29 protein-coding genes are annotated in these 26102 nt (G+C 58.3%); 18 read left to right on the top strand and 11 right to left on the bottom strand.

Features of this window, described 5'->3' with window-relative positions; all coding sequences use genetic code 11:
* The first annotated feature begins 272 nt into the window (after positions 1-272).
* Together AC0J41_RS07130 and AC0J41_RS07135 are read left to right on the top strand one after the other, a co-directional pair.
* Entirely contained in the window at positions 273-506 is a 234-nt protein-coding gene (locus AC0J41_RS07130; RefSeq protein ID WP_473013054.1) for a hypothetical protein, read from the top strand.
* Positions 507-707: 201 nt separating this feature from the next.
* On the top strand, positions 708-2081 hold the full coding sequence (locus AC0J41_RS07135; RefSeq protein ID WP_473013512.1) for a transposase: 1374 nt from the start codon (positions 708-710) through the stop codon (positions 2079-2081).
* 188 nt (positions 2082-2269) lie between these two features.
* Here the strand turns inward: AC0J41_RS07135 and AC0J41_RS07140 are convergent, their stop codons facing one another.
* The 7 genes from AC0J41_RS07140 to AC0J41_RS07170 form a co-directional block, all read right to left on the bottom strand.
* Positions 2270-2485, bottom strand: a complete 216-nt coding sequence (locus AC0J41_RS07140; protein ID WP_085701176.1) for a hypothetical protein — start codon at positions 2483-2485, stop codon at positions 2270-2272.
* Positions 2486-2708: 223 nt separating this feature from the next.
* Positions 2709-3395 (bottom strand): RNA ligase family protein, encoded by a 687-nt coding sequence (locus tag AC0J41_RS07145; protein WP_473014990.1) that lies wholly within the window; start codon positions 3393-3395, stop codon positions 2709-2711.
* Positions 3392-3925 (bottom strand): hypothetical protein, encoded by a 534-nt coding sequence (locus tag AC0J41_RS07150; RefSeq protein WP_473014991.1) that lies wholly within the window; start codon positions 3923-3925, stop codon positions 3392-3394. The genes AC0J41_RS07145 and AC0J41_RS07150 overlap by 4 nt, the downstream gene beginning before the upstream one ends.
* Entirely contained in the window at positions 3926-5305 is a 1380-nt protein-coding gene (locus AC0J41_RS07155; protein ID WP_473014992.1) for a DUF3696 domain-containing protein, read from the bottom strand.
* 403 nt (positions 5306-5708) lie between these two features.
* Entirely contained in the window at positions 5709-6266 is a 558-nt protein-coding gene (locus AC0J41_RS07160; protein WP_473014993.1) for a Smr/MutS family protein, read from the bottom strand.
* A gap of 74 nt (positions 6267-6340) precedes the next feature.
* Positions 6341-6661 carry a hypothetical protein gene (locus AC0J41_RS07165; protein ID WP_025113359.1) on the bottom strand — a complete coding sequence of 107 codons (321 nt, stop codon included), beginning with the start codon at positions 6659-6661 and terminating at the stop codon, positions 6341-6343.
* A gap of 131 nt (positions 6662-6792) precedes the next feature.
* Entirely contained in the window at positions 6793-7383 is a 591-nt protein-coding gene (locus tag AC0J41_RS07170) for a cysteine hydrolase family protein (protein WP_025113358.1), read from the bottom strand.
* 238 nt (positions 7384-7621) lie between these two features.
* Between AC0J41_RS07170 and prmB the strand changes: the two genes are divergently transcribed.
* On the top strand, positions 7622-8530 hold the full coding sequence (prmB, locus tag AC0J41_RS07175) for a 50S ribosomal protein L3 N(5)-glutamine methyltransferase (protein WP_025113357.1): 909 nt from the start codon (positions 7622-7624) through the stop codon (positions 8528-8530).
* Positions 8531-8620: 90 nt separating this feature from the next.
* On the opposite strand, the gene AC0J41_RS07180 is transcribed toward prmB, so the two are convergent.
* Together AC0J41_RS07180 and AC0J41_RS07185 are read right to left on the bottom strand one after the other, a co-directional pair.
* Positions 8621-9412: a hypothetical protein gene (locus AC0J41_RS07180; protein ID WP_025113356.1), complete on the bottom strand. Its 792-nt coding sequence runs from the start codon at positions 9410-9412 to the stop codon at positions 8621-8623.
* Positions 9413-9511: 99 nt separating this feature from the next.
* On the bottom strand, positions 9512-10465 hold the full coding sequence (locus AC0J41_RS07185; protein WP_473014994.1) for an alpha/beta hydrolase: 954 nt from the start codon (positions 10463-10465) through the stop codon (positions 9512-9514).
* A 130-nt stretch (positions 10466-10595) separates the two neighbouring features.
* On the opposite strand from AC0J41_RS07185, the gene aroC reads away from it, so the two are divergent.
* The 5 genes from aroC (at position 10596) to mtnC (ending at position 14815) form a co-directional block, all read left to right on the top strand.
* Positions 10596-11687 carry a chorismate synthase gene (gene aroC / locus AC0J41_RS07190; RefSeq protein WP_025113354.1) on the top strand — a complete coding sequence of 364 codons (1092 nt, stop codon included), beginning with the start codon at positions 10596-10598 and terminating at the stop codon, positions 11685-11687.
* 33 nt (positions 11688-11720) lie between these two features.
* Positions 11721-12866 carry an MFS transporter gene (locus AC0J41_RS07195; protein WP_102358406.1) on the top strand — a complete coding sequence of 382 codons (1146 nt, stop codon included), beginning with the start codon at positions 11721-11723 and terminating at the stop codon, positions 12864-12866.
* Positions 12863-13489, top strand: a complete 627-nt coding sequence (locus AC0J41_RS07200; RefSeq protein WP_025113352.1) for a methylthioribulose 1-phosphate dehydratase — start codon at positions 12863-12865, stop codon at positions 13487-13489. Before AC0J41_RS07195 ends, AC0J41_RS07200 begins: the two co-directional genes overlap by 4 nt.
* A gap of 92 nt (positions 13490-13581) precedes the next feature.
* A complete protein-coding gene (locus AC0J41_RS07205) occupies positions 13582-14127 on the top strand; it encodes a 1,2-dihydroxy-3-keto-5-methylthiopentene dioxygenase (RefSeq protein ID WP_473014995.1) in 546 nt (181 codons plus the stop codon).
* Between the two features lie 4 nt (positions 14128-14131).
* Positions 14132-14815, top strand: coding sequence for an acireductone synthase (gene mtnC, locus AC0J41_RS07210; RefSeq protein ID WP_473014996.1), 684 nt, complete (start codon positions 14132-14134; stop codon positions 14813-14815).
* Between the two features lie 185 nt (positions 14816-15000).
* Here the strand turns inward: mtnC and AC0J41_RS07215 are convergent, their stop codons facing one another.
* On the bottom strand, positions 15001-15279 hold the full coding sequence (locus AC0J41_RS07215) for a DUF3509 domain-containing protein (protein ID WP_025113349.1): 279 nt from the start codon (positions 15277-15279) through the stop codon (positions 15001-15003).
* 377 nt (positions 15280-15656) lie between these two features.
* Here AC0J41_RS07215 and AC0J41_RS07220 point away from each other — a divergent pair, with 377 nt between their 5' ends.
* The 10 genes from AC0J41_RS07220 (at position 15657) to AC0J41_RS07265 (ending at position 24923) form a co-directional block, all read left to right on the top strand.
* Positions 15657-17495 (top strand): long-chain-acyl-CoA synthetase, encoded by a 1839-nt coding sequence (locus AC0J41_RS07220; RefSeq protein WP_473014997.1) that lies wholly within the window; start codon positions 15657-15659, stop codon positions 17493-17495.
* A gap of 97 nt (positions 17496-17592) precedes the next feature.
* Entirely contained in the window at positions 17593-18111 is a 519-nt protein-coding gene (locus AC0J41_RS07225) for an ankyrin repeat domain-containing protein (RefSeq protein ID WP_025113347.1), read from the top strand.
* Between the two features lie 233 nt (positions 18112-18344).
* Positions 18345-18875: a hypothetical protein gene (locus AC0J41_RS07230; RefSeq protein WP_473014998.1), complete on the top strand. Its 531-nt coding sequence runs from the start codon at positions 18345-18347 to the stop codon at positions 18873-18875.
* Between the two features lie 71 nt (positions 18876-18946).
* Positions 18947-19138: a PLDc N-terminal domain-containing protein gene (locus AC0J41_RS07235; protein ID WP_003223221.1), complete on the top strand. Its 192-nt coding sequence runs from the start codon at positions 18947-18949 to the stop codon at positions 19136-19138.
* A gap of 236 nt (positions 19139-19374) precedes the next feature.
* Positions 19375-20250, top strand: coding sequence for a polyamine aminopropyltransferase (gene speE / locus AC0J41_RS07240; protein WP_473014999.1), 876 nt, complete (start codon positions 19375-19377; stop codon positions 20248-20250).
* A gap of 233 nt (positions 20251-20483) precedes the next feature.
* A complete protein-coding gene (locus tag AC0J41_RS07245; RefSeq protein ID WP_025113344.1) occupies positions 20484-20717 on the top strand; it encodes a hypothetical protein in 234 nt (77 codons plus the stop codon).
* 210 nt (positions 20718-20927) lie between these two features.
* Positions 20928-21275 carry a ribonuclease E inhibitor RraB gene (locus tag AC0J41_RS07250; RefSeq protein WP_007960698.1) on the top strand — a complete coding sequence of 116 codons (348 nt, stop codon included), beginning with the start codon at positions 20928-20930 and terminating at the stop codon, positions 21273-21275.
* 475 nt (positions 21276-21750) lie between these two features.
* Positions 21751-23160, top strand: coding sequence for a circularly permuted type 2 ATP-grasp protein (locus tag AC0J41_RS07255; protein WP_025113343.1), 1410 nt, complete (start codon positions 21751-21753; stop codon positions 23158-23160).
* A gap of 12 nt (positions 23161-23172) precedes the next feature.
* Positions 23173-24123, top strand: coding sequence for an alpha-E domain-containing protein (locus AC0J41_RS07260; RefSeq protein ID WP_025113342.1), 951 nt, complete (start codon positions 23173-23175; stop codon positions 24121-24123).
* Positions 24120-24923, top strand: a complete 804-nt coding sequence (locus tag AC0J41_RS07265) for a transglutaminase family protein (protein ID WP_025113341.1) — start codon at positions 24120-24122, stop codon at positions 24921-24923. Before AC0J41_RS07260 ends, AC0J41_RS07265 begins: the two co-directional genes overlap by 4 nt.
* A 112-nt stretch (positions 24924-25035) precedes the next feature.
* Here AC0J41_RS07265 and AC0J41_RS07270 read toward each other — a convergent pair whose 3' ends face one another.
* Positions 25036-25857, bottom strand: coding sequence for a c-type cytochrome (locus AC0J41_RS07270; protein WP_473015977.1), 822 nt, complete (start codon positions 25855-25857; stop codon positions 25036-25038).
* Between the last annotated feature and the right edge of the window lie 245 nt (positions 25858-26102).

Raw genomic sequence — 26102 nt, forward strand, 5'->3', positions numbered from 1 at the left:
GGCGCGGGATCACATCGAAGTCGCCTAACCGGTCGATGTCTGTAGAAGCAGTCGGTGGCTGCTTCTACAGCGCGATTTTTGGGAGATGTCTGGCGCCCGTTCAGTATCCAAGCCTTGACGCATACTCTCGCCAGGGTATCGAGTTATGCCTCGATATCTAAGCACCAAGAGGCTTTGCATCATCCAGCTAGCCGTTGCTTTGCGAAAGGGTATAAAAGCAAAGTTAATAACGACTGAGGACAATCACCACTCACTAGCATATGGAGTTAACTGTGCCGAAATTTGACTATGATGACATTGTTACAGCTATTAGCACAGCACCAGCGTGTGCACGCTCAGGCAGCAAGGCATGGATTGTTGGGGTGTTGGAAATGCCCCGAGGGGAGCTTTTGACCGTCTATCCTAAGGGCGCTGTGTATATAATTGAGTTTGAAGATGGCACCTCAATAGAGATTGAAGAAGGGTGTTTAGAGTTCTTTGTTGATTCCTTCCCTAATAATAGTTAACAAACTCTAGCAGCCGCACTGAATCGCCCAGAGTTTCGTGGACGGTTCTATGCCATAAACCGAGGTACATCAGAATGGTGGATCCCGCTGTTTTGATGAACACCATTGAGCGTCCGCTTCTGGCCGATTCTGTTGAAAAAGTAGCTCCCCTGTCTGGCCTGCGGCAAAATCTCTGCATTGGCCAGCAGGGAAGCACGCAGCATGATGGGACAGTTATCGAGTGGGCAGGAGCGGCTGTTTTACTCGTTCAACCTTGAAGATCACATTCCAGCCAATCACCTTCTGCGCAGCATTGATCGGTGTCTTGATCTGAGCGACCTGCGCCATTACCTCGCCGATTTCTATAGCCCGATTGGGCGTCCGTCGATTGATCCTGAACTGATGATCCGCATGCTGATCGTCGGCTACTGCTATGGCATCCGCTCCGAACGGCGGTTGTGCGAAGAGGCCCATTTGAACCTGGCGTATCGCTGGTTCTGCCGGTTGAGCCTTGAAGATGAAGTCCCCAACCACTCGACCTTTTCCAAAAATCGACACGGCCGTTTTCGGGACAGTGATCTGTTTCGCTGGTTGTTCAATGAAGTGCTGCGTCGCTGCATGGACGCAGGCCTGGTTAAAGGCGAAGGATTTGCCGTGGACGCCAGCATCATCAAAGCGGATGCGAGTCGGCAGCGCGGCGTACCGGGTGATGAACAGGTCAACTGGAGCGATCCGGCCCTGAGCACCCGCGCCGTGCGTGAGTACCTTGAAGGCCTCGATGAAGAGGCTTTGGCCGAAACGCTACCGAAGCGCCTGTCGCTGACGGATCCTCAAGCCCGCTGGACAGCTGCTCCAGGCGGACCAGCGTTCTACGCTTACTCCACGAATTATCTGATCGATACCGAGCACGGCGTCATCATGGATGTGGAACCCACACCGGCTCATCGAACCGCCGAAGTCGAGAGCACCAAGACGATGATCGATCGGGTCGAAGCGCAGTTCGACATCAAGCCAGAGCGCCTCATTGGCGACACCGCTTACGGTACTGCGCCGATGCTGGCCTGGATGGTGGAGGAAAAAGACATCGAACCGCATGTGCCGGTGTGGGACAAAACCGAGCGCAAGAACGACAGCTTTTCGAGTAACGATTTCCACTGGAATGAAGAGGCTGAGGAATACCGCTGCCCAGCCGGCAACGTATTACGCAGTGAATGGCGAGCCTTCAAGAGCGAGCGTTCGCACGTCACAAAAGCCAACACCATCATCTTCCGATCCAGACAGACCGACTGCGCGACATGTCCGATGAAAGCCAAGTGCTGCCCGAACACTTCGATTCGCAAGATCGTCCGCAGCGTCCATGAAGCCGCTCGTGATGTGGCTCGACGCATCGCAGCGACGCCGGAGTACGTGCGCTCTCGCCACGAACGTAAGAAGGTCGAAATGTTGTTTGCCCACCTCAAACGCATCCTGAAACTGGATCGCTTGCGACTACGTGGCATGAGTGGCGCGTCCGATGAGTTCACGCTGGCGGCCGCGGTACAGAACCTGCGACGTCTGGCCAAACTTGCATCTCAAGGGCCACCTTCTACGGGATAGGTGCGCCTGCACGAAGCAAAAAACCTCAAACCAACCCACTAACAGAGCAGCAAAGATCAACGAAGGGCCGAGAAACCACTCAATGTGGTGAGTGGGTTCTCCGGTGGTAGCCATGCCTGAGCTCTGGCGAGCTGAAAATCCGACTTTTTCAACAGAATCGGCCGAAAGCAGACCTCGGTGGGTGAGGGTTAGCTCCCAGTCTTTCCCTTCAGCTTGGCCAGTCCTTGCTTGATGTATCCGGCGTTTTCGCCAATCGCCCACAAGGCACCGCGGACGTTGTCTCCGACTTCAGTGAAACCTTGCTGTTCAACATGGAGCGTCAGCTCCATCAGTGCTGCTTCTAGGCCGAGCTGATTCTGGTAGATCCTTTCCAGCACATCCGATAACGAATATTCGTCAGCCATAGCATCGACTCCTTTCGCAAAAAGAAAAGCATAGTACCGGTAGTGCCCTTTGTGGGCGGTAGTCGCTCAATGCTTAGAAATTGCTACAAAGCATTGTCTTTTTAAGGGCGTGACCAGCTGGCCGGGGTGCAGACGAGGGGCTACGACCAATCCATCATTGAAGAAACTAACGTAATTTTGGAGCGCGTTATCTAATGGAAACTCTATTGAGTACGCTAAGTTTTTATTGATCTGGTTTTACATAGTTCCATTCAATAGTTTTTTTTCGCCAGTGATCTTCAATGGATTGGGTGAAGTCGGAGCGAACAAGCTTTGCTCTGGATTCGCACCATTCTTCAGAGTCGCGTCTTATGATGATTCCTTCTAAGTGACCGGAGCGGTAGTGGCTATCTTGATTCTTCACTAGCTCTACCAGCTGATCAATGCTCACTTTTCCAGTAAAAATACGCGGGACGGTCTGTAGTCCAAGTGCTAAAGCTAATTTGTCACGCTTAGAGCAACTCCAGAATTTATTCTGCTCATGATCAAATACATCAAATACTAGGAGCCAGTCAGGGAGCTTGGTGTAATTCAACGAATGTTTGGCGGCACACCATTCACCGAAAATTATTTGGCCGGGAGTTAAGGCTGTGCGTAATTTTTCATCATGCTGTGCTAGCCACGCCTTCAAACGTGAGAATTGGCCTGAGAACGGGGGGGAGAGGTATTGTCCGCGATTCTGTACTTGGAGTTGCCCGTCAGGTCTTAAGGAAATTCCCAGATTTGCGCCATCAACTTTTTCTTCTACTATTACGCTATTTTCAATCAAAAAGTCGACCTCAGTCGGACTTAAGATTTTGTCCCCGCGAGCGGATCCAGCTGCGAGCCACTTCAAGTGAGGGGTGTGTGGGAATCGAAAAAAATCACTCATGGTGAAGGCAATGTAGGTTGTTGCTTAGTCGGGAATTTATTATTATAAAATCGACAAACATCGTCGGAGCACAAGAATTTAACCTTTATACCCTTGCGATCCAAGGCCTCCCACCAATCTAACCACTTGCAATCTGCGGCTTGCCAAATTACAGGCTTATTAGGGTGTGCATTGGCTACCGCAGCAAATTTACGATCGGGCGGATCGAATACAGCTTGTAAATCCTCGCAAGGAAACTCAAGGAAAGAGTTGTCGTCGCCCTCAGTGATAGTCACTTGGTGAACGAACTTTGTGTTACGTTGGTTCTGTAAAAGCCACTTTAGGAAAACGTCGCCCACTCCTTTAGGTTGGTTAGGCTGTGTTTTATTCTGATATTCGCGCAGTATTCTTCCCTTGTCATCAATCACGGTTACGGATTTTTGTTGAGCTCTGAGCTGGTTGATGCACTCTGTCCGGCATGCCTCTGAGACGCCGTCGTGGCTACCATTCGCCACCAGAAGCACATTGGTATCTATGACAGTTACAGACATTCACTTCTCTCCTGAGCTTGAATTCTGAATCGCTGCAAGTGTCCGAGCTACTATGTCACCCATTTCGTCGCCAAAGAAATTTTCAGGCCAATTGAGTATTTCGCCTGAGTCATCTAGTTTCAGCTCTTCTAGTTCAGCTCCGCCTTTTTTATTTTTTGCGAAATATACCGCTATTTCTTCGGTGGATATTGCTCGTTCAGCAACGCGACGTTGCAGGCGATTAAGGAAGTGCTCTGAATGCGTCTCTATTATCAGTTGAGTTCCGCGAGGTTGTCCGTTTTCATATGACTGGACAGCGCTAATCATAGCGTCAGCCAGATTAGATTGTGCCATTGGGTGAAGATGAATTTCTGGCTGCTCCATCCAAAGCGTAGAGCCGGGTGGGCAATAAAAAGCCTGAACTAGTGCTGGCAATACTTGAGATACTCCGAAGCCGACATCGGTTAATTTAACCTCAGGCGAGTCGGCATAAGTGCGCACCAAAACTTCGTACTCTTTCCGTCCTTTTGCTACAGGCTTAACACGAAACTCTTTGATTATTCCTAGATCAACCAACCAACTGGCAATGAAAGTATCAAAGCGTTGCCGATGTTTCCTATAGCCGCGGTTAAGTCCTCGATTTTGCTCGGTCGCTGCTAATAATGCTGCGATGCTTGACTCTCCCTGAGCACCAACATCAGGAGGAGTATCGCCAGACCACTGATAGACTCTTTTGGCGGGGCTGCGCAATGGACCTAAATAATAAAGAGCATCTAGAACACGTTCAGTTTCCAATGCAAAGTCGGCCAAGAAATCAGCGTTTTGATAGCGTAGTAATGTGCGGTCAGCGAATCGGTAGAACTTCTCGGGCGGTTCTGCCGGCCATTTCCTACCACTTGCATGCATTAAACGCAGAGGAGAGCATTCAAGGGTTCCGCGGGAGCCTGAACCGGCGTGAACGACATCAAGAGTTTTTTCGCCTTCCTGGAGTAAGACATAGCGAATTTCCTTAGTTCGCGGTTGTCCGGAACGGTCCGATATTAAAGCCGCTGATAACGAAAGTTCATTTCCGGCATATACTTCCCCATGAATCGAGGCATTTTTAACAGTGATGGGGCGAGGTAATTTCCAGCGTAGAGTGAACTCTAACTCTCGGGACAAGTCATGGCCATGGAGGCAGTCCGCAAACGTGCCAAGATCTATTAGAGAGTGATCATCTCCTAGCTGAAATGCGCGTTTGCGGTCCGCCATTTGGACAGTTTGTTTTAGTGCTAGTAGCAGGTGGCCTAAGCTGGATTTTCCCGAGCTATTCGTTCCAAAAATTACGGTAAGGGGGGCGAGACGGATTTTACCGGTATCCCTCCAGGCTTTGAAATTTTGTACTCGTAACTCGGTCAGCACAGGAAGCTCCTTTTTTTACTGGTTGGCCGTTATATGACAGCAACGTACTGCACCGTAGTATGGCGATACTCCTAGATATGGACAATGACAGTGCGGTCAAATACTTGGGTGCTCTTCGGACTTTAGACCATAAGTGAAAAACCCCGCACGATCTGGTCGTTGCGGGGTTTCCCGAAGCTGAATTTCTCGTACCAATTTTTGTACCAATCGGCGCGTTTCGGTGTGAGGTTGGGAGTTTCCTTCGGCGCTAATGCCCTGATTTCATTACCGCTAGGGACTTAACTAGCTCCCCTAAACATGGCGGTGTAATTCTGTTCCAGGGACATGAAACTACCTGTGGGGATTTTCGCAAAGGGCAAGGGTACGGTGGCGGACACGACCCTGCAAGTTCGGTGTAACGCGATTATTCGTCGCGGCCTTCCATCATGGTGCGTTTGAGCATCACGTAAACCGCGCCGGCACCGCCGTGTTTGGCCTGGCATGAAGTGAAACCGAGCACTTGCGGATGCTGGCGCAGCCAGGTGTTGACGTGGCTTTTGATCATCGGCCGCTTGCCGTCCAGACGCACGGCCTTGCCGTGGGTGACGCGCACGCAGCGGATTTCGAACCTGGTTGCTTCGGCCAGGAATGCCCAGAGGGTCTCGCGGGCCTTTTCCACGTTCATGCCGTGCAGGTCGAGGCTGCCTTCGAACGGGATCTGCCCGATCTTGAGCTTGCGCATCTGGCTTTCCTGCACCCCGTCGCGGGCCCACATCAACTCGTCTTCTGGGCCGACGTCGATCACGAACTGATCGGACAGGCCATCCACGGTGGTGGTTTCGGTGCGCACGGTGGCGGACTGGCGCAGCTTGGCGATCTGTGCGCGGTCAGCCTTGGGTTTGCCGGTGTCGGCGCGGTCGTGCTTGATCGGCTTGACGCCTTGGATCGCACTTTTGAACAGGGAAAAATCGTCGTCTTGCATGTCAGCCTCCGCGAAGGGCGGCCAGTTTACCCAAGTCGAAACAAAACGGCCCGGCAAAAAGCCAGGCCGGTGATTCAGTCGTGTTTTTTCATCAGGTGCGGGGACATGTTCAGTTCCCGCGATTGCCGGGCGCGACGTCGGCAGCGACGCCACAGGGCCACGCCGAAGTACAGGAACAACAAGCCGACCGCCAGAATGATCGCCGAACCCATCGGCGTGGCATTCAGCTCGCCGAGCGCCGGCGGGTGCCCCAGCAGGCTGGCGGCCCCGGCCATCGCCAGCAGCACACCGAACATCGCCAGAATGGCGGCGATCGCTGCGCCGAATCGAAAACGCCAGTTGCTTTGGCCTTTGGGCCGCAAGCGGCGTGCGTCAAATCCATCGGATAACTTCATTCCGACCTTCCTCAATGGGTATCGGCCCTTCGACCGGGAGTTGACCGGGTTGTTCCTGAGGCTAAGGCAATTGAAGCAAATGCGAGGCTTTTGCGGATGAGCGGCGCTGTGAGCCGCTCAACAATGCGCAATCAGATCAGGTCTTGAGTCAGCGCGAGGGTGGCGAAGTTGTCGGCCATGATGGCCATTTCGGCTTCCTGCACCCGTTCGGCGCTGAGCACACGGCCCTTGAATGGCAGGTCACGGGTGGCGCAGGCGTCTTCCACCAACGTGCAGCGGAAGCCCAGGTTCTTCGCCGCGCGCACGCTGGTGCTGACGCTGGAGTGGCTCATGAAACCGCAGACGATCAGGTCCAGCGAGCCGAGGTTCTGCAGACGATCGAGCAGCTCGGTGCCGTGGAAGGCGCTCGGCAGCAGTTTGCCGATGATGGTTTCATCACCCTGTGGCTCAAGTCCCGGGATGAACTCGCCGCGTTCGCCCTGCGGGTCGAACAGGCCGCCGACGGTGCCGAGATGACGCACGTGCACGATCGGCCGACCGGCTGCACGGGCCGCAGCGACCAGTTGTTTGATGTTCGCGACGGCCGCGTCCATGCCGCTCAGGGCCAGCGGGCCACTGAGGTACTCTTTCTGGGCATCGATGATGACCACGGTGGCATGGCTCAGTGTGGCCGCTGCGTAACCGCGACCGCTGAGTTGAAACATCGTTTTTGGAACGGACATTCGGGGCTCCTTGGGGTGGGGCTTTTGCGGCATTGTCCTCTGGCTGAGCGGTTCTGTGAACCGCTACCATCGTAGACACCGTCGTTACTGGCCTGCAGCCTTGTCAAGTTACACGTTCTGTTCAATAGCTGATGCAAAAATCAGAAAAGTCCTACTGTCGCTCCGCTAATTTTCCTGCGTCGTCGGCGCGCGTTTTGGCTGGTAGAATCGCCAGTCGTTTTTTCTGGAGTTCTGCCCCGTGATCACTTCCCGACTTCGTACCCTGCGCGACCACATCCGTTGGGCCGTCAGCCGCTTCCATGGGGAGGATCTGTTTTTCGGCCATGGCACCGACAACGCCTGGGATGAAGCCCGGCAGTTGGTGCTCGGTGCGCTGCACCTGCCGTGGGAAATCGCCGACAGCTATCTCGATTGCGCGCTGGAAGACGACGAACTGGTCAACCTGCAGCGCTTGCTCAAGCGCCGCATCGAGGAGCGCATCCCGACCGCTTACCTGCTGGGCGAGGCATGGTTCTGCGGGATGTCGTTCATTGTCGATGAGCGTGTGCTGATCCCGCGTTCGCCGATTGGCGAGTTGATCGAAAACCACTTCGCGCCGTGGATCGGCGACGAGCCGGCACGTATTCTCGACCTGTGCACCGGCTCCGGCTGCATCGGTATCGCTTGCGCCTATGAATTCCAGAACGCTGAAGTAGTGCTGGCGGACCTGTCATTCGAAGCGCTGGAAGTGGCCAATCAGAACATCGAGCGCCATGGCGTCGACGAGCGTGTGTATACCGTGCAGGGCGATGGTTTCGATGGTCTGCCGGGGCAGCGTTTCGACCTGATCGTGTCGAACCCGCCGTACGTCGATGCGGAAGATTTCGCCGACATGCCGGACGAGTACCAGCACGAGCCGGAGCTGGGCCTGGCCTGTGGTGACGATGGTCTGAACCTGGTGCGCCGGATGCTCGCCGAAGCGGCGGATCATCTGACCGAGAAGGGCTTGCTGATTGTCGAAGTGGGCAACAGCCAGGTGCACGTCGAAGCGCTGTACCCGGAAGTCGACTTCGCCTGGCTCGATTTCGAGCGTGGCGGGCATGGCGTGTTCATGCTGACAGCCGAGCAGTGCCGCGATCATCAGGCCGTGTTCGCCTCCCGTGTTTAAGCCTTAAAGCTTCGCGAGCAGGCTCGCTCCCACCGTTGGAATGCATTTCCCTGTGGGAGCGAGCCTGCTCGCCAATGGTCGCAACGCGGTCTATCGGTGCGTAGCAATCCAGATCAACAACCCCGCCTGAAACACTGCAAACGCCACAAGGCAGGTAATGGTGAAGCGCAAGCCTGCGTCTTCACGCTTGAACTTGCTGACCTTATCTTCCTGCTTCTTCAGCTTCACTTCCTGCTCAGCCAGGTTCTGCTCGGCCTGCTGCAGCATTTGCGCGGCTTCGAGAATCTCGACGATCTGCAGCTTTTCGCTGTTCCAGTCGCCTAGCAAGTCACCGACCTGCACCTCTTTGACGCTGCCCTTCAAATGCTGGGCATCGGCGTAAACCACGTCGAAACCATGCACGCGCAAGAAGTGATCGCGACGCAGACGGGTGTCTTCGTTCAGCGCGTCCTTGTTGCTCAGGTCCATGCCGTCGACGGTGTAGGCGGGCCAGCGTTTTTTCGCCCAGTTGATGCCCTGGGCAGCCACGAAACGACCGATACCACGGTTCAACGGTTCGATCTGCAAGCCGCTGTCGGGGCCGAAATGCACACGCTTGGTGGTGTGATTGACCCACACGTCCAGCTGGTTCTGCTCTTTGCGCACGCGCTGGCCGGGGAGTTTGATCGCCATGCGCATCAGGCTGTGTTCTTTGCTGTTGCGCTCGGCGTAGCCGAATTCGACAAAGCGCAACGGCCGGCCACCGGTGTGACGGTCAGTCTGCAGCGGGGCCAGGCGGAGCATCTTGTGGTGCTCGACGTGGACGTCCGCCCACGGCAGCTCGACCGCTGGCGGTGCGTCTTTTTCAGCGGTGGTGTCGGGTGAAGTCGGGGTATCAGTCATAACGGCGAGATCCTGTCCAAGCCCTGCTTGTCGCCAGCCGGTACGCTGGCGACAAAGGCTTATCGGCCGTTTCTGACAAGACTAGAGGGCAAACTACGGTTAACGGGTGCGAAGTCCGTCAATAAACTCGATGAGTTTGCCGCCCAGTTCCGCCGCCAGTGGCAAATTCGGGTCCTTGTAGGAGGCCAATTGGCGCTTCACATCGGCGGGGACGATGCGCATGACGTGGTTCATGCCTTCGATGACCACTAATTCGGCGTCGGGTTTGGCGGCTTTCAGGGCCTGCGCATCGCCTACGCCGACTTGCATGTCGTTGCTGCCCTGAACGATCAGCGCCGGCATCTTCAACTGCGCAAAGGCCTTGGCCGGATCCTGCCGGAACAGCGAAATCAGGTACGGCTGCACACTCGGGCGGAAGATCGGTTGCAGCGGCGCCGGCACGTTGGCATCGGTATGGCCGGCCTTGAGGCTGTCGAGCAACTCGTTACTGCGCAGCATCAACGGCGGCGGCAGGCTGCGGGCCAGTTGTTCGCGGATCACCTGATCGACCGGCCGGGCGCTGCCGGACAGGGAAATCAGCGCAGCGGCGTTAGCGCGCGGGGCAGCGAGGGTAGCGATAAGGGCGCCTTCGCTGTGGCCAAGCACAATCAGCGGGCCGAAACGCGGATCGCTTTTCAGCTTCTGGCTCCAGGCCACGACGTCATTGACGTAGGCGTCCACCGACAGATTGCGCTCGTCGGGTGTGGCGGGCAGACTCGCGGCCACCCCGCGTTTGTCGTAGCGCACGCTGGCGATGTTGTGTTTGGCCAGCACCCAGGCCAGGCGCTTGAGGCTGTCATTGCGCCCGCCATCGGGGTTGTTTCCGTCACGATCCGTAGGACCCGAGCCAGAAATGATCAGGACAACCGGCACCGGGTTGTCGGATTTTGGCAGCAACAGCGAGCCAAAAAGCTCTCCGCTGCCGGTGTCCAGAGAGATCGGGCGCTGCAGGACAGTCGCGTGGGCAAAGCCGGTAAACAGGGTAAGACTCAAGATCAGAACTCGCAGCATCATCACGCCATCATTCGCCAAGGTGCCGGTTGGACTCACCAACACCACTAAGGTTCGAGGATGAACTAGTCGGTTAGCCTGCGTATACTGGCGCGCATTACGAATTTGGGTTTGATTTCACGGAGCGTCCTGCATGTCCGGCAATACCTACGGCAAGTTGTTCACTGTCACCACCGCTGGCGAAAGCCATGGTCCGGCGTTGGTCGCCATTGTCGACGGCTGCCCGCCGGGCCTGGAGATCTCCCTCGAAGACCTGCAGCGCGACCTCGATCGCCGCAAGCCGGGCACCAGCCGCCACACCACCCAGCGTCAGGAAGCCGACGAAGTCGAAATCCTCTCCGGGGTGTTCGAAGGCCGCACCACTGGCTGCTCCATCGGCCTGCTGATCCGCAACACCGACCAGAAGTCCAAGGACTACTCGGCGATCAAGGATCTGTTCCGTCCGGCCCACGCCGACTACACCTACCACCACAAATACGGCGAGCGCGATTACCGTGGTGGCGGTCGCAGTTCGGCACGCGAAACCGCGATGCGCGTGGCGGCGGGTGCGATCGCCAAGAAATACCTGGCAACCCAGGGCATCGTCATCCGTGGCTACATGAGCCAGCTCGGCCCGATCGAAATTCCGTTCAAGACCTGGGATTCGGTGGAAGAGAACGCCTTCTTCAGTCCGGATCCGGACAAAGTCCCTGAGCTGGAAGCCTACATGGACCAGCTGCGTCGCGACCAGGACTCGGTCGGCGCAAAAATCACCGTCGTTGCCGAAGGCGTCATGCCAGGCCTGGGCGAGCCGATTTTCGACCGCCTCGACGCCGAACTGGCCCACGCGCTGATGAGCATCAACGCCGTCAAAGGCGTGGAAATCGGCGCCGGTTTCGCCTGCGTCGCCCAGCGCGGCACCGAACATCGTGACGAACTGACTCCGCAAGGTTTCCTCAGCAACAACGCCGGCGGCATCCTCGGTGGCATCTCTTCGGGTCAGCCGATCGTCGCGCATCTGGCGCTCAAGCCAACATCGAGCATCACCACCCCGGGCCGTTCGATCGACATCCATGGCAATCCGGTGGACGTGATCACCAAGGGCCGTCATGACCCGTGCGTCGGTATCCGCGCCACACCGATTGCCGAAGCGATGATGGCCATCGTGCTGATGGACCACCTGTTGCGTCACCGTGGGCAGAACGCCGACGTGCGCGTCAGCACCCCGGTGCTGGGTCAGCTTTGATGGGTGATCTCAAAGCCGCTGCGGCATAACCCCGTGGCGGCGCTCCCGTACTGGCGGCTGTCCAGTTTCTATCTGTTCTACTTCGCCTTGCTCGGGTCGACAGCGCCGTTTCTGGCGCTGTACTTCGATCACCTCGGCTTCAGCGCCGCTCGTATCGGCGAACTGGTAGCCATCCCGATGCTGATGCGCTGCGTGGCGCCGAACATCTGGGGCTGGCTCGGCGACTACACCGGCAAACGGCTGGCCATCGTGCGCTTCGGCGCGGTGTGCACGCTGCTGACGTTCTCACTGATTTTCGTCAGCAAGACCTACGCCTGGCTGGCGATGGTCATGGCGTTGCATGCGTTTTTCTGGCACGCCGTGCTGCCGCAATTTGAAGTCATCACCCTCGCGCACTTGCAAGGGCAAACCTCGCGCTACAGCCAGATTCGCCTGTGGGGCTCGATCGGTTTCATCATCACGGTGGTCGCGCTGGGCCGACTGTTCGAATGGCTGAGCCTCGACATCTACCCGGCGGCGCTGGTGCTGATCATGGCCGGTATCGTCCTCAGCAGTTTATGGGTGCCGAATGCGCAACCGCCGCAAGGTAATCGGCCGAGCGGGGAGGGCTTCCTCAAGCAACTGCGCAGTCCCGGTGTGCTGGCGTTTTACGGCTGCGTCGCGCTGATGCAGATGAGCCACGGCCCGTATTACACGTTTCTGACCCTGCACCTTGAACGACTCGGTTACAGCCGTGGCGTGATTGGCATGCTCTGGGCCGTGGGTGTGGTCGCCGAAGTGCTGATGTTCATGTTCATGAGCCGGATTCTCGCGCGGTTTTCCCTGCGCCGTGTGTTGATGGCGAGTTTTCTGCTGGCGGCGCTGCGCTGGTTGCTGCTAGGTTCGTTCGCCGAGTTCCTGTGGGTGCTGTTGTTCGCTCAGGTGCTGCACGCGGCGACCTTCGGCAGCTTTCATGCGGCTGCCATCGCGTTCGTGCAACGTAGCTTCGGCGCACGCCAGCAAGGCCAGGGCCAGGCGCTATACGCGGCGCTGGCCGGCACCGGTGGTGCGATGGGCGCGCTGTATTCCGGTTACAGCTGGAATGCCCTCGGCGCGACATTGACCTTTAGTATTGCCAGTCTCGCGGCGCTCGCTGCTGCCGTTATCATTGCCACACGTATGCAAGAGGACAGGCCATGAGCCTTACGCGTGAACAACTCGCCCAGCAAATCGTCGACGCCGGGCGTTTTCTTTATGGTCGCGGCTGGTCGCCGGCCACCAGCAGCAATTACTCGACGCGTCTGTCGCCGAGCGAAGCGCTGCTGACCGTGTCCGGCAAGCACAAGGGCCAGTTGGGTCCGGACGATGTGCTCGCCACCGACTTGTCCGGCAACAGCCTGGAACCGGGCAAAAAACCGTCCGCCGAAACCCTGCTGCACACCCAGCTCTACAGCTGGCGCGCGGAGATCGGCGCGGTGCTGCATACCCATTCAGTCAACGCCACGGTGCTGTCGCGCCTGACGCCTGAAGACTTCATCGAATTCGAAGACTACGAACTGCAAAAAGCCTTCAGCGGCATCTCGACCCACGAATCACGGGTGCGCGTGCCGATTTTCGACAACGATCAGGACATTGCGCGCCTCGCCGCCAAGGTGCAGCCTTGGCTCGACGCCCATCCCGATTGCGTCGGTTATCTGATTCGCGGTCACGGCCTCTACACCTGGGGCGCGCAGATGAGCGACGCCCTGCGGCAGATCGAGGCCTTCGAATTCCTGTTTGAATGCGAGTTGAAAACCCGCAGCGTCATGAACCGCCAAGGCTGACTTCACCAGAAGCCGCCCATTCGCCTGATGAAATGCACTGCCCGACCGGTCTGCAAGAACCGGACGGCAAGGCCGATACCGAGGAATTGCCCATGAGCAGCCTGTCCGTCTATCACGTTTCCAGCCCTGACATTCCGAACAAGGTGCTGACCCATTTCGAAGACATCGCCTCGACGCTCGCCGAGCAAGGCGTGCGCTTCGACCGCTGGCAAGCCGCGGCGAAGATCCAGCCCGGTGCCACCCAGGAAGAAGTGATCAGCGCTTACCAAGAGCAGATCGACAAGCTGATGACCGAGCGCGGTTACATCACCGTCGACGTGATCAGCCTCAACAGCGACCACCCGCAAAAAGCCGAACTGCGCGCCAGGTTCCTCGAAGAACACCGCCATGGTGAAGACGAAGTACGCTTTTTCGTCGCCGGCCGTGGGCTGTTTACCCTGCACATCGACGATTACGTCTACGCGGTGCTCTGCGAGAAGAATGACCTGATCTCGGTACCGGCCGGCACCAAACACTGGTTCGACATGGGCGAGCATCCGCATTTCGTGGCGATCCGTCTGTTCAACAACCCGGAAGGCTGGGTCGCCAACTTCACCGGCGAAGACATCGCCGGCCAATTCCCGCGTCTTGAGGACTGATTCGATGTCGATCAAAGCCATTGTCACTGACATCGAAGGCACCACCAGCGCGGTGAGTTTCGTTTTTGATGTGCTGTTTCCGTATGCGGCCAAACACCTTCCGGATTTTGTTCGTCAGAACGCCGAACGTGCCGATGTCGCTGAGCAACTCGACGCCGTGCGCCGTGACAGCAATGCACCGCAGGCCGATGTTGAACGGGTTGTTGAGATTCTCTTGAGCTGGATCGAGGAAGATCGCAAAGCCACGCCGCTCAAAGCCTTGCAAGGCATGGTCTGGGCGCAGGGTTATCACGCCGGGCAGTTGAAGGGGCATGTTTACCCGGACGCGGTTGAAGCGCTGCAACGCTGGCACGCGGCGGGTTATCAACTGTTTGTGTATTCGTCGGGCTCGATCCAGGCGCAGAAGCTGATCTTCGGTTGTTCGGAAGCGGGGGATTTGACGCCGCTGTTCAGCGGGTACTTCGACACCACGTCGGGGCCTAAACGTGAGGCCCAGTCGTACACCAACATCCAGCAAGCCATCGGCGTTGAAGCGGGTGAAATCCTGTTCCTCTCGGACATCGTCGAAGAACTTGACGCCGCTCAAGCGGCCGGCCTGCAGACCTGCGGCCTGGCGCGTGAAGGCGGGGAACTGGGGAGCCATGTCACCGTCGACACTTTCACCGGTATCGAACCCGAAGCATTCTAGAAAACCCACGTCCCCTGTGGGAGCGGGCTTGCTCGCGAAAACGGTGAATCAGACGTAGACAGGTTGCCTGACACACCCCCTTCGCGAGCAAGCCCGCTCCCACAGGGGGGGTGTGACAACCGCAAATGTAAACAGGCCGTGAAGCGAAAGCGCCACGGCCTGTTTTTTTTAAAGCGATTTAAACCTTACAGCGAGTGATACGTCGGCAGCGCAAAACGTTGCTGACTTTGCAGCATCGCAATCTGCGGCAGCTCGCTGGCCTGTTCTGCCAGGTCGCGGCGAATCGCGCTGATTGCCCACGACAGTTGGTCGGCGTTGTGCATTTGCTGATACGTCAGGGCGCGCTTGAACACTTTGCCTTCGCTGCTGCGCAGGGTCAGCAGGATCCCGCCATCGGGACGTGGCGCGGTGGTGACGTTGAAGTTGGAGAACAGGGAGGTAAATTTTTCTTGGATCAGGCTCATGTCTATCAGCTCCGTATGCACTTGAATGGCAAGCATGCAGAGGAGGTTGCAGTGATTGTGCCAGCATTCAAAAAACAATAAATCCTTGTAAATCAATAAGTTATAAATAATGCAATTTGCACTGGTCGTGCAATCTGCATGAATGGCCATCGTGCATCCTGCATTTTGCGGGATCGTCACCGGTTCAACGGAACCAAACGGCATCGGTGCAATCATCGCCGTGTGCTGTCACAGGACGGATACAAAACATTGCAAAAACCGCGTGTACAGGCTGAGAAGCACTGACGTATTTTCGGTCTCGACCTGTGCCTACGACGCAGGTCATGCCACAGCCCGAACAATAAAAAACGGCCAGCCAGGCCGACCGGGGAGCTGCCATGAGTCACGCGCCGAGCGACACGATTACCTGGGGCATGATGCTCCGCAAACTGCCGATGATTGCCAAGGCCCTCCCGAGAGTGGTCAAGGGCATGAAGGTGGCCAACGTCAAGGACCCGACCCAGGCATGTGGGCTTGGCTGGACATTCGAACAAGCGACGCTGCGTAATCCCGAAGGTCTGGCGTTGTTGCAGGGCGATGTGCTGCTGACCTATGGGCAGGTCAACCAGTGGGCCAATCGCGTCGCCCACTATCTGAGCGCGCAGGGGATCGGCAAGGGTGACGTGGTGGCGGTGTTCATCGAAAACCGCCCGGAATTGCTGGTGACCATTCTGGCGCTGGCCAAGCTCGGCGCGGTCAGCGCGCTGCTCAACACCTCGCAGACTCGCGACACGCTGATCCACAGCGTGAATCTGGTGGCGCCGGTGGCGATTGTGCTCGGTGAGGAATTGCAGCCGGCGTTTGCCGCGATCCGCGAGCAAGTGTCGATTGCGGCGCAGCGCACCTGGTTTATCGCCGACCGTGACACCTACTGCCACCCGGGCATTGCGCCCGAGGGCTACATCAACCTGATCAGCGCCAGTGCCGATGCCTGCTCTGACAACCCGCCCAGCAGCCGCGAAGTGTTCTTCGACGATCCGTGCTTTTACATCTACACCTCTGGCACCACCGGCCTGCCCAAGGCCGGCGTGTTCAAGCACGGCCGCTGGATGCGCAGCTCGGCCAGCTTCGGCATGATCGCCCTGAACATGCACCCCGACGATGTCGTCTATTGCACCTTGCCGCTGTACCACGCCACCGGCCTCTGCGTGTGCTGGGGCTCGGCGATCAACGGTGCTTCCGGGTTCGCGATCCGCCGCAAATTCAGCGCCAGCCAGTTCTGGAGTGACGTGCGCCGTTATCGCGCGACCACCATCGGCTATGTCGGCGAGCTGTGTCGCTATCTGGTCGATCAACCGGCCAGCGCCGACGACAGCCGTCACGAGGTGCGCAAGATGATCGGCAACGGTCTGCGCCCCGGCGCCTGGGCCGAGTTCAAGACTCGCTTTGCCGTCGAGCACATCTGCGAGCTGTACGCGGCGAGCGACGGCAACATCGGCTTCAGCAACATCCTCAACTTCGACAACACCATCGGCTTCTCGCTGATGGCCTGGGAGCTGGTGGCGTACGATCACGACAGCGGTGAGCCGCTGCGCAGTGCTGACGGTTTCATGCGCAAGGTCGGCAAGGGCGAGCAGGGCCTGCTGCTGGCGCGGATCGACGAGAAAGCTCCGCTGGACGGCTACACCGACCCGCAGAAAACCGCCAAGGTGGTGCTGCGCGACGTGTTCAGCAAGGGCGACCGCTTCTTCAACACCGGCGACCTGCTGCGCAATATCGGTTTCGGCCATGCGCAGTTTGTCGATCGTCTCGGCGACACCTATCGCTGGAAGGGTGAAAACGTCTCGACCACTGAAGTCGAAAACCTGTTGCTGCAACATCCGCACATCTCCGAAGCTGTGGCCTACGGTGTGCAAGTGCGCAACACCAATGGCCGTGCCGGGATGGCCGCGATCACCCCGGCCGAGTCCCTGGCGACCCTGGATTTCGCCGAACTGCTGGCGTTCGCCCGTCAGCGCATGCCGGCCTATGCGGTGCCGCTGTTTTTGCGGGTCAAGGTGAAAATGGAAACTACCGGGACTTTCAAATACCAGAAGACCCGACTGAAGAACGAAGGCTTCGACCCCGGCCAGACAGGCGATGACCCGATCTACGCATGGCTGCCCGGCACTCAGACTTACGTGCAGGTGACGGAGCAGGTGCTGGCCGATATTGATCAGGGCAAGTACCGCTATTGATATTGGCTATGGTGTGACTTGAGAAAAAGGGGGTGACAGCTATCGTCGCGCTCGGGAAACTGTCGGCTTTGCGATTAACCGAAAGTGGAGTTGCCCCATGTCTGACCAAAGCCGCCAGATGACCCCTGAAGAAGCTGCCGAATTCACCGAGCAGGTTTTCAACAAGGCACGCGACGGTGATGCCGAGATGCTCGATCGCCTGGTCACGGCCGGTTTGCCCGTCAACCTGAAGAACAGCAAGGGCGATACGCTGCTGATGCTTGCCAGTTACTACGGCCATATCGATGCGGTGCAGGTGCTGCTCAAGCACAAGGCCGACCCGGAACTGCGCAACGGCAATGGCCAGAGCCCGATTGCCGGTGCGGCGTTCAAGGGCGATCTGGCCGTGGTCAAGGCGCTGGTCGAGGCGGGCGCCGAAATCGAAGGTTCGTCCTTTGATGGCCGTACGGCGCTGATGATGGCGGCGATGTTCAACCGTGTTGAAATCGTCGATTACCTGATCGGCAAAGGTGCCGACCCGAAAGCCAAGGACGCCAACGGCATCACCGCGCTGGACGCGGCCCGGACCATGGGCGCGGTCGATACCACGGCGCAGCTGGAAAAACTGCTGGCCTGAAACTCGACTCTCCAGTTGCTGTGACATCCTGTGGCGAGGGCGCTTGCTTCTGCTCGACTGCGTAGCAGTCATGAATTCATTGAATGCGTTTTTTCAGATCATTGAATTCAGGGCTGCGTCGCGCCCTAGCGACAGCAAGCGCCCTCGCCACAGTCGTTCTGTGTGCAGTCTGAGGTCGCAATGCGCTATCCTTCGCGCCCTCGAAATTCACCTTCGTCACAGGATCCGCCCTCATGAAAGCCGCACTCGTCGAACTCATCAGCAAAATCAGCTCCGGCTGCATGGGCGAGGACGAGATACTGAACGTGGCCGACGAGGCCGCGCAGGCCTACGCCGATGCCGATGCTTTTCTGACAGCCAACCCCGATATCAACTACGACGACACGTTCCCGATCCCGCTGGGCGAGTGGGTGGTGGTCGGCAGCCTGCCAGAGACCGTGCTGTTCCAGGCCGACACCTACGTTGACCTGTTCGCGCAGATCGTCGCGTCGTTCGGCCCGGGCATCGACTTCAACCTCAAGCCCAAACAACTGGCCAAGACCGAAGCGCTGACCGCCCTCAACCGCATCCAGGTGCAGATGAGCAGCCTGAACAAGGAAAACGGCGGTTACACACTGATGAACTTCAGCCAATTGCTCGACGACGAGCTGCAAGTGGTACTGGTCTACGGCAACGACGTACCACGGGTGCTGGAGTTGTGCGCTCAGGTCGGCATTGCTGCGGCGCCGTCGCTGGAAGCCCTGAAGGTCGCTGTTCACGTCTGAACGCAATAAAAGGGAACCCTGCGCGCGACCGTCTATCCTAAAAGTGCAAGCCACTATTCTGGAGTGACACCATGGGTTCCACGTTCAATGGTCTGATCGGCCTGATCATTCTTGCCCTCGACATCTGGGCCATCATCAACGTGCTGAAAAGCGGCGCCGAGACCGGGATGAAAATCCTCTGGGTCCTGCTGATCATCCTCCTGCCGGTGCTCGGCCTGATCATCTGGGCGATCGCCGGGCCACGGGGCAACGTGCGGATCTGATCCTGAGAACACCGCATTACCCTTTGTAGGAGTGAGCCTGCTCGCGATAGCTATTCCACAGTCACTGAACCTGTGACTGAAAGAGCGCTATCGCGAGCAGGCTCACTCCTACAAGGGATTGTGGTTGGCCGATGAACTGAGGTTCGACCTGTCATCTTCGGCAACGTAGAATGCGCGCCTTTCCCGGGCAATCGTCCCCACGATCAACGCCTGCGCATTCATCGGAGCACTTGACCATGACCGTCACCAAGACCAGCGAATACCTGGAAACCCTCTACGAAGGCTACGGCCAGCGTTTTCGCATGGAAAAACTGCTGCACGAAGTGCGCACCGAACACCAGCACCTGGTGATCTTCCAGAACCCGCGCATGGGTCGGGTAATGGCGCTGGACGGCGTGATCCAGACCACCGAAGCCGATGAATTCATCTACCACGAAATGCTCACCCATGTGCCGATCCTTGCCCATGGCACCGCCAAACGCGTGCTGATCATCGGCGGCGGCGACGGTGGCATGCTGCGCGAAGTGACCAAGCACGCCGGCGTCGAGCACATCACCATGGTCGAGATCGACGGCACCGTGGTCGACATGTGCAAGGAATTCCTGCCTGACCATTCCAAGGGCGCCTACGACGATCCACGGCTGAACCTGGTGATCGACGACGGCATGCGTTTCGTCGCCACCACTACTGAAAAGTTCGACGTGATCATCTCCGACTCCACCGATCCGATCGGCCCGGGCGAAGTGCTGTTCTCGGAAAACTTCTACCAGGCTTGCCATCGCTGCCTGAACGATGGCGGCATCCTGGTGACCCAGAACGGCACGCCGTTCATGCAGATCGACGAAGTCAAAACCACCTCCGGTCGCCTGCGCAGCCTGTTCCCGGACTGGCACTTCTATCAGGCGGCCGTGCCGACCTACATCGGTGGTTCGATGACCTTCGCCTGGGGTTCGACCAACCCGGCCTACCGCAAGCTGAGCCGTGAAACCCTGCAACAGCGCTTCATTGGCAGTGGCATCGTCACCCGCTACTACAACCCGGAAATCCACATCGGCGCATTCGCGCTGCCGCAGTACGTGCTGCAGGCGATCAACAAGCCAAGCAACGACTAAAACCTTGCAAAACCCCTGTGGGAGCAGGCTTGCTCGCGAAGGCGTCCTGTTATTCGACATATTTGTTGAATGATCCAGCGCTTTCGCGAGCGAGCCCGCTCCCACAGAAGCTCGACGGCACAGTAGATGTATTTTTTTTCATGTTCGGCGGATGCAATCCTTTTGAACGATCAATCTCGCCAAAAGTCGAGATAGTAGTAAGCCCATTTGCGGGTTTGATCGAGGAGGCACCGATGCAAAAGTGGAAAGTCACTTTCGTGGACGATCATGGTGAAATTGTCGATGAGGTGTTCGAGCGCGCGGAATGCCCCAGTGATGACGAGGCCGCACGCCTGATCAAGGAACGGCTCCTGCCCGTGGCCGCCGAACTGGATATGAACGATCTGGAAGGCCGCACCGCCGATGCCGGGGTGAAAAGCCTGAAATCCCAGAACAGCATCGAAATCCGCAGCATCACCCCAATCTGAAATTCTTCTTGTCACCCGATACGCCAGGCCTTGGCAGCGCCTCTGTCTTGAGGCTACTCTGCAAGCGAGATCAGCGAACGAATCGCTAAGGTCTGGTCTTGTCAGCTACATGCTTGTTTCCCGCGTGCAACCACGTTGTCGCAGTACTTTGGCCAGAGGCCCGGGGCGGGAATACGGAAAGTCTATCCATCTATCCGAGGGGGACGATTCATGAGCACAGCCTATCAAGAAGACATCAGCAGCAATGTATTGCGCCGCATGAAAGAAGGCGGTTTCGACTTTTCCCGATTCCATCCCATCGAGTTCTACGCCATTTTCCCGGACGAGGAGCGGGCGCGCAGAGCAGCAGGCAAATTTCGCGGTGAATCCATCAATGCCCAGGTCAGTGCGCGCGACGATGGCGCCTGGTCGCTGGAATTGAGCAAAGTCATGTACGCAACCTATGACGACATCGGCGACTTCGAGCAAGGCTTTTCTGCCGTGGTCGAGCCGCTGGGCGGCATCATCGAAGGCTGGGGCGTGAAGCAGGAGGTGCGTAATCGCCATCGTCTGAACTGATCTCTGGTTTCAGGTATTGAGCAACGGCTGACCTTCGGGTTGGCCGTTGTCGTTTCTGGCCGCCGAACCATCCGTGGCAAAACCCTGAAACAAGAATCCCGGGCAAAAAAAAGCCACCGGAGAGGGTGGCTAAAGGGAAGACCGATAAGGAGAGGAAACCGGTCAGGGTTACGGCCTGCGGGGACTGCGCTGGCAGTCCGGATCAGTGAGGCTGAAGCCTTCAGTGGGGAAGTTTTCAGCGGATGCGCCGATTATCCGCAGCCCGGCGCAAGCAGTGAAATCAACTCTGACTATGCTGGTGATAGGCGACAGCACTGCGTCGCAATGAGGCGGGGGCGATCAGGTTGGGGCATTTGCCGCACAGCAATGGTGCGGTGTGGCTGGCGTGATTATCCAACCGATTGAAATCAAAGCGTTTATGCCGCTGGCACGGGCCTTGCGAAGGCCTGTAGGTCCGGGTGACAAAGAGTACGGCATGATCCGCACCTATTTTGATGAAATGTACGATGCCGGCGGCCAGGTCCGCCCGCATTACCGGGAGTTCGCCCGCTGGCTGGCCGACACGCCTGACGAGTTGCTGGCACAACGGCGACGCGAGGCCGATCTGCTGTTCCACCGGGCCGGCATCACCTTCACGCTCTATGGGGACGAGCAGGGCACCGAGCGCCTGATTCCTTTCGACACCATTCCGCGCAGCATTCCCGCCAGCGAGTGGCGGATCGTCGAGCGTGGCTGCATCCAGCGCGTCAAGGCGTTGAACATGTTCCTCGCCGACCTTTATCACGAGCAACGCATCATCAAGGCCGGGATCATCCCCGCCGAACAGGTGCTGGCCAACGAGCAGTACCAGTTGGCGATGCAGGGCCTGGACCTGCACCGCGATATCTATTCGCACATTTCCGGTGTCGATCTGGTGCGCGACGGCGACGGCACTTACTACGTGCTCGAAGACAACCTGCGCACTCCGAGCGGCGTGAGCTACATGCTCGAAGACCGCAAGATGATGATGCGCCTGTTCCCGGAGCTGTTCGCCGCGCAGCGCATCGCGCCCATCGACCATTATCCGAACCTGTTGCTCGACACCCTCAAAAGCTCAAGCCCGATCGACGACCCGAGCGTGGTGGTGCTGACGCCGGGGCGCTTCAACAGTGCATTCTTCGAACACGCGTTTCTGGCGCGGGAAATGGGCGTCGAACTGGTGGAGGGCGCGGACCTGTTCGTGCGTGACGACAAGGTCTTCATGCGCACCACCGACGGGCCGAAAGCGGTGGACGTGATCTATCGCCGTCTCGATGACGCGTTCCTCGACCCGCTGGCATTCCGCCCGGACTCGATGCTCGGCGTGCCAGGGCTGTTGTCGTCGTATCGTTCGGGCAACGTAGTACTGGCCAACGCCATCGGTACCGGCGTGGCGGACGACAAATCGGTCTACCCGTTTGTCACCGAGATGATCCGTTTCTACCTCGACGAAGAACCGATCCTGAAGAACGTGCCGACCTGGCAGTGCCGCAACCCCTCGGAACTTTCCCACGTGCTGGCCAATCTTCCGGATCTGGTGGTCAAGGAAACCCAGGGCTCCGGCGGTTACGGGATGTTGGTAGGGCCAGCGGCGACGACCGCGGAAATCGATGCATTCCGCGAGCGGATCAAAGCCAAGCCTCACGCGTACATCGCGCAGCCGACGCTGTCGCTGTCAACCTGTCCGACCTTTGTCGAAAACGGCATTGCGCCGCGCCATATCGACCTGCGTCCGTTCGTCTTGTCCGGACGTGAAACCCGGGTTGTGCCCGGCGGTTTGACCCGTGTCGCCCTGCGTGAAGGCTCCCTGGTGGTGAACTCCTCCCAGGGCGGCGGAACCAAGGACACCTGGGTGGTCGAGGATTGAAGGAAGCTTGCCATGCTAAGTAGAACTGCCTCGGATCTGTACTGGATGTCGCGTTACCTGGAGCGGGCGGAAAACCTCGCACGGATGCTCGATGTCAGCTATTCGCTGTCGCTGATGCCGCAGGACGGTCGCGGCGACGGTCTGCACGAACTGGCCATGCCGTTGTTGATCACCGGTACCCTCGACGATTACCTGGAGCGCCACGGTGAGCTGCACGCCGAGCGCCTGCTGCACTTTTTCGCCCTCGATGCGGCCAACCCGGCGAGCATCTACAGCTGCCTGGGCGCAGCGCGGGCCAGTGCACATGCGGTGCGCGGGCGGATCACCGCGGACATGTGGGAAAACATCAACGCCACGTGGCTGGAGATTCGCGGGATCGCCGAGCAGGGCCTCGGCCGTTACGGCATGAGCCGTTTCTGCGAGTGGATCAAGGAACGCTCGCACCTGTTTCGTGGTGCGTCCTACGGCACCATCATGCGCAACGATGCGTTCCGCTTCATTCGCCTCGGCACCTTCATCGAGCGCGCGGACAACACGTTGCGACTGCTCGACGCGCGCTATGAAATGGCCGGCGATCAGGCCGAAGCCGTCAGTGACGGCACTGCCCACGCCTATTACCAGTGGAGTGCGCTGCTGAGGGCTCTTTCATCGTTCGAGGCCTACACCGAGATCTACCGTGATGCCCCCGGTGCCCGGCATGTCGCCGAACTGCTGCTGTTGCGCGCCGATGTGCCGCGCTCGTTGCGGGCCTGCACCGAGGAAATCGACCAGATCCTCGCCCAGTTACCTGGGGCGAACGGCCGTCCGGCGCAGCGCCTGGCCGCTGAAATGGACGCGCGTCTGCGTTACACCGGGATCAACGAAATCCTTGCCGAAGGCCTGCACGCCTGGCTCACCGAATTCATCCCGCTGGTGCGCCAGCTGGGCAACGCCATTCACAGTTCATACCTGGAGGCTGCATGAGACTTTCCATAAGCCACGAGACCACCTATCACTATGAAGATCAGGTGCGGGCGAGCATCCAGTATCTGCGCCTGACCCCGCACGACAGCGAGCGTCAGCACGTGTTGAGCTGGCAGCTCGACCTGCCGCGTCCGGTGCGCGCCCAGCTCGATCCGTTCGGCAACATCCTGCATGTGCTGACCATGGACGAGCCGCACGAAGCGATCATCATCGGTGCGCGCGGCCAGGTCGACATCGACGAGTTGCGCGAAGCCGAACACGAGAGTCAGTCGGCGCTGCCGTTCCTGCGCTTCACCCGCCTGACCGAGGCCGACGAGGCGTTGCGGGCGTTTGCCGACAAATCCTGCAAGCAGCGACGGGATCGCACCGCGCTGATTGATCTGATGCACGGCTTGAACCAGCACATGACTTACACGCCGGGCTCCACCGAAGTCGATACCAGCGCGGCCGAAGCCTTCGCCGGGCGTGCTGGAGTTTGCCAGGATCACACCCATGCCTTCCTGGCCTGCGCGCGCAGCCTGGGGATCCCGTCACGCTACGTCTCGGGTTATCTGTACAGCGAAGATTGCGAGCATCTGGCCAGCCATGCGTGGGCTGAAGCGTGGCTCGATGACGCCTGGTACAGCTTTGACGTGACCAACGAACTGGCCCGGCCAGAGCGGCATTTGAAACTGGCGGTGGGCCTGGATTACCTGGATGCCTGCCCGGTACGCGGCATGCGTCGAGGCGGGGGGAGCGAGCAGATGCATGCGAAGGTGTTTGTCTCGCCGACGCCGGTTATCTCCGTGCAACAGCAATAACGCATATCCCCTGTAGGAGTGAGCCTGCTCGCGATCGAGGTATGTCAGTCAGACCATTTTTGACTGACCCACCGCGATCGCGAGCAGGCTCACTCCTTCAAGGGGATAGTGTTCAGGGCTTAACCTTGCGCCCAGCCATGTGCTGCAAATAGCCAATCAGCAACTGCAAATCCCCATCCGGCAACACCTCCACCGAAAACCCTGGCATTTTCGCCTGTGGCCACTGACGCAAGCTCTGCGGATCACGAATGTAACGCTTGAGGAAATCTGCACCGAAATACTCGGTGGGGTTAAACGGAATGTTCAGGTCCGGTCCGAACTGCGCGTCCCCCGCACCGTTCAAGCGATGGCAGGCCAGGCAGTTCTTCTGGAACAGCGCAAAACCCTGATTCACCGGGTCATCGGTTTTCAGTTTGGAATCCGGCAACAGGGCAGGGAAGCGCTCGGCCACTGGCGCCATGCGCTTGATGCTCGCCACTTCGAACGGCCATTGCTCGGGGCTGATGTTGCCGGCTTGCGGGTCGGTCCACACCAGATAGAACGGCCCTGCACTGTGTTTGCCCTCGGACAGCGGTGGCCACGGCTGCGCCGGGTCCTCGATCGCCAGCCACGCCCGTGCGCCCTTGCTGTTGAGCAGCGGTGCAGCGCTCAGCTCGGCGGCAAATCCGTCCAGCGCCACCGCCTGCAAGTGATCGTCCGGTTTGATGCCGGTGAGCAGCGCCGCCACAGGTACGACGCGATAAGTCATGTCCTTTTTGTAGGACACATCATTTTTTATAGTGAGGGTTTGCGCCTGCGGATGCTTGAGCAGTTCCGCGGTCTGCCAAGTGCGGCTGGTGGAGCCCAGCTGTAAATCCAGCTGTGCGGCAGACAAAGGCATGCTCAGCAGCAAGGCCCAGAACACAATAAGCGTTTTCAAGAGATCGCCGTCCATGTCGTGCAAGTGCGCAAAGGTTGGCACAGCCACGCTGGCCCGGGTAGCGGGCCAGTCACATTTTATGTGGCGATGACGGGCGCCTGCCGCTTGAGTCAGCCAATGACCTTGGTGAGGTTGGGCAAAATCAACAACAGCGTCGTGGCGAAAAGAATGAGCCCTGCTTGACGTACTTTCGGTTGTTTGAACATGGCTTGACCGCCTTTATTGTTATTTCCTGATGTTTGCCTGCATATCCATGACGG

The sequence above is a fragment of the Pseudomonas sp. Arb-4-2C genome (genome assembly GCF_055755015.1).

Excerpts from the sequence above, each read along its gene's own strand:
- AC0J41_RS07265 (WP_025113341.1), top strand. The coding sequence starts at position 24,120 with ATGAGACTTTCCATAAGCCACGAGACCACCTATCACTATGAAGATCAG.
- AC0J41_RS07235 (WP_003223221.1), top strand. The coding sequence starts at position 18,947 with ATGGGTTCCACGTTCAATGGTCTGATCGGCCTGATCATTCTTGCCCTC.
- speE (WP_473014999.1), top strand. The coding sequence starts at position 19,375 with ATGACCGTCACCAAGACCAGCGAATACCTGGAAACCCTCTACGAAGGC.
- AC0J41_RS07200 (WP_025113352.1), top strand. The coding sequence starts at position 12,863 with ATGAGCCTTACGCGTGAACAACTCGCCCAGCAAATCGTCGACGCCGGG.
- AC0J41_RS07215 (WP_025113349.1), bottom strand. The coding sequence starts at position 15,279 with ATGAGCCTGATCCAAGAAAAATTTACCTCCCTGTTCTCCAACTTCAAC.
- AC0J41_RS07230 (WP_473014998.1), top strand. The coding sequence starts at position 18,345 with ATGAAAGCCGCACTCGTCGAACTCATCAGCAAAATCAGCTCCGGCTGC.
- AC0J41_RS07225 (WP_025113347.1), top strand. The coding sequence starts at position 17,593 with ATGTCTGACCAAAGCCGCCAGATGACCCCTGAAGAAGCTGCCGAATTC.
- AC0J41_RS07270 (WP_473015977.1), bottom strand. The coding sequence starts at position 25,857 with ATGGACGGCGATCTCTTGAAAACGCTTATTGTGTTCTGGGCCTTGCTG.
- AC0J41_RS07205 (WP_473014995.1), top strand. The coding sequence starts at position 13,582 with ATGAGCAGCCTGTCCGTCTATCACGTTTCCAGCCCTGACATTCCGAAC.
- AC0J41_RS07145 (WP_473014990.1), bottom strand. The coding sequence starts at position 3,395 with ATGAGTGATTTTTTTCGATTCCCACACACCCCTCACTTGAAGTGGCTC.
- AC0J41_RS07150 (WP_473014991.1), bottom strand. The coding sequence starts at position 3,925 with ATGTCTGTAACTGTCATAGATACCAATGTGCTTCTGGTGGCGAATGGT.
- AC0J41_RS07255 (WP_025113343.1), top strand. The coding sequence starts at position 21,751 with ATGATCCGCACCTATTTTGATGAAATGTACGATGCCGGCGGCCAGGTC.
- mtnC (WP_473014996.1), top strand. The coding sequence starts at position 14,132 with ATGTCGATCAAAGCCATTGTCACTGACATCGAAGGCACCACCAGCGCG.
- AC0J41_RS07185 (WP_473014994.1), bottom strand. The coding sequence starts at position 10,465 with ATGATGCTGCGAGTTCTGATCTTGAGTCTTACCCTGTTTACCGGCTTT.
- AC0J41_RS07160 (WP_473014993.1), bottom strand. The coding sequence starts at position 6,266 with ATGCAAGACGACGATTTTTCCCTGTTCAAAAGTGCGATCCAAGGCGTC.
- AC0J41_RS07260 (WP_025113342.1), top strand. The coding sequence starts at position 23,173 with ATGCTAAGTAGAACTGCCTCGGATCTGTACTGGATGTCGCGTTACCTG.
- AC0J41_RS07220 (WP_473014997.1), top strand. The coding sequence starts at position 15,657 with ATGAGTCACGCGCCGAGCGACACGATTACCTGGGGCATGATGCTCCGC.
- AC0J41_RS07245 (WP_025113344.1), top strand. The coding sequence starts at position 20,484 with ATGCAAAAGTGGAAAGTCACTTTCGTGGACGATCATGGTGAAATTGTC.
- AC0J41_RS07140 (WP_085701176.1), bottom strand. The coding sequence starts at position 2,485 with ATGGCTGACGAATATTCGTTATCGGATGTGCTGGAAAGGATCTACCAG.
- AC0J41_RS07165 (WP_025113359.1), bottom strand. The coding sequence starts at position 6,661 with ATGAAGTTATCCGATGGATTTGACGCACGCCGCTTGCGGCCCAAAGGC.
- AC0J41_RS07250 (WP_007960698.1), top strand. The coding sequence starts at position 20,928 with ATGAGCACAGCCTATCAAGAAGACATCAGCAGCAATGTATTGCGCCGC.
- AC0J41_RS07170 (WP_025113358.1), bottom strand. The coding sequence starts at position 7,383 with ATGTCCGTTCCAAAAACGATGTTTCAACTCAGCGGTCGCGGTTACGCA.
- aroC (WP_025113354.1), top strand. The coding sequence starts at position 10,596 with ATGTCCGGCAATACCTACGGCAAGTTGTTCACTGTCACCACCGCTGGC.
- AC0J41_RS07135 (WP_473013512.1), top strand. The coding sequence starts at position 708 with ATGATGGGACAGTTATCGAGTGGGCAGGAGCGGCTGTTTTACTCGTTC.
- AC0J41_RS07180 (WP_025113356.1), bottom strand. The coding sequence starts at position 9,412 with ATGACTGATACCCCGACTTCACCCGACACCACCGCTGAAAAAGACGCA.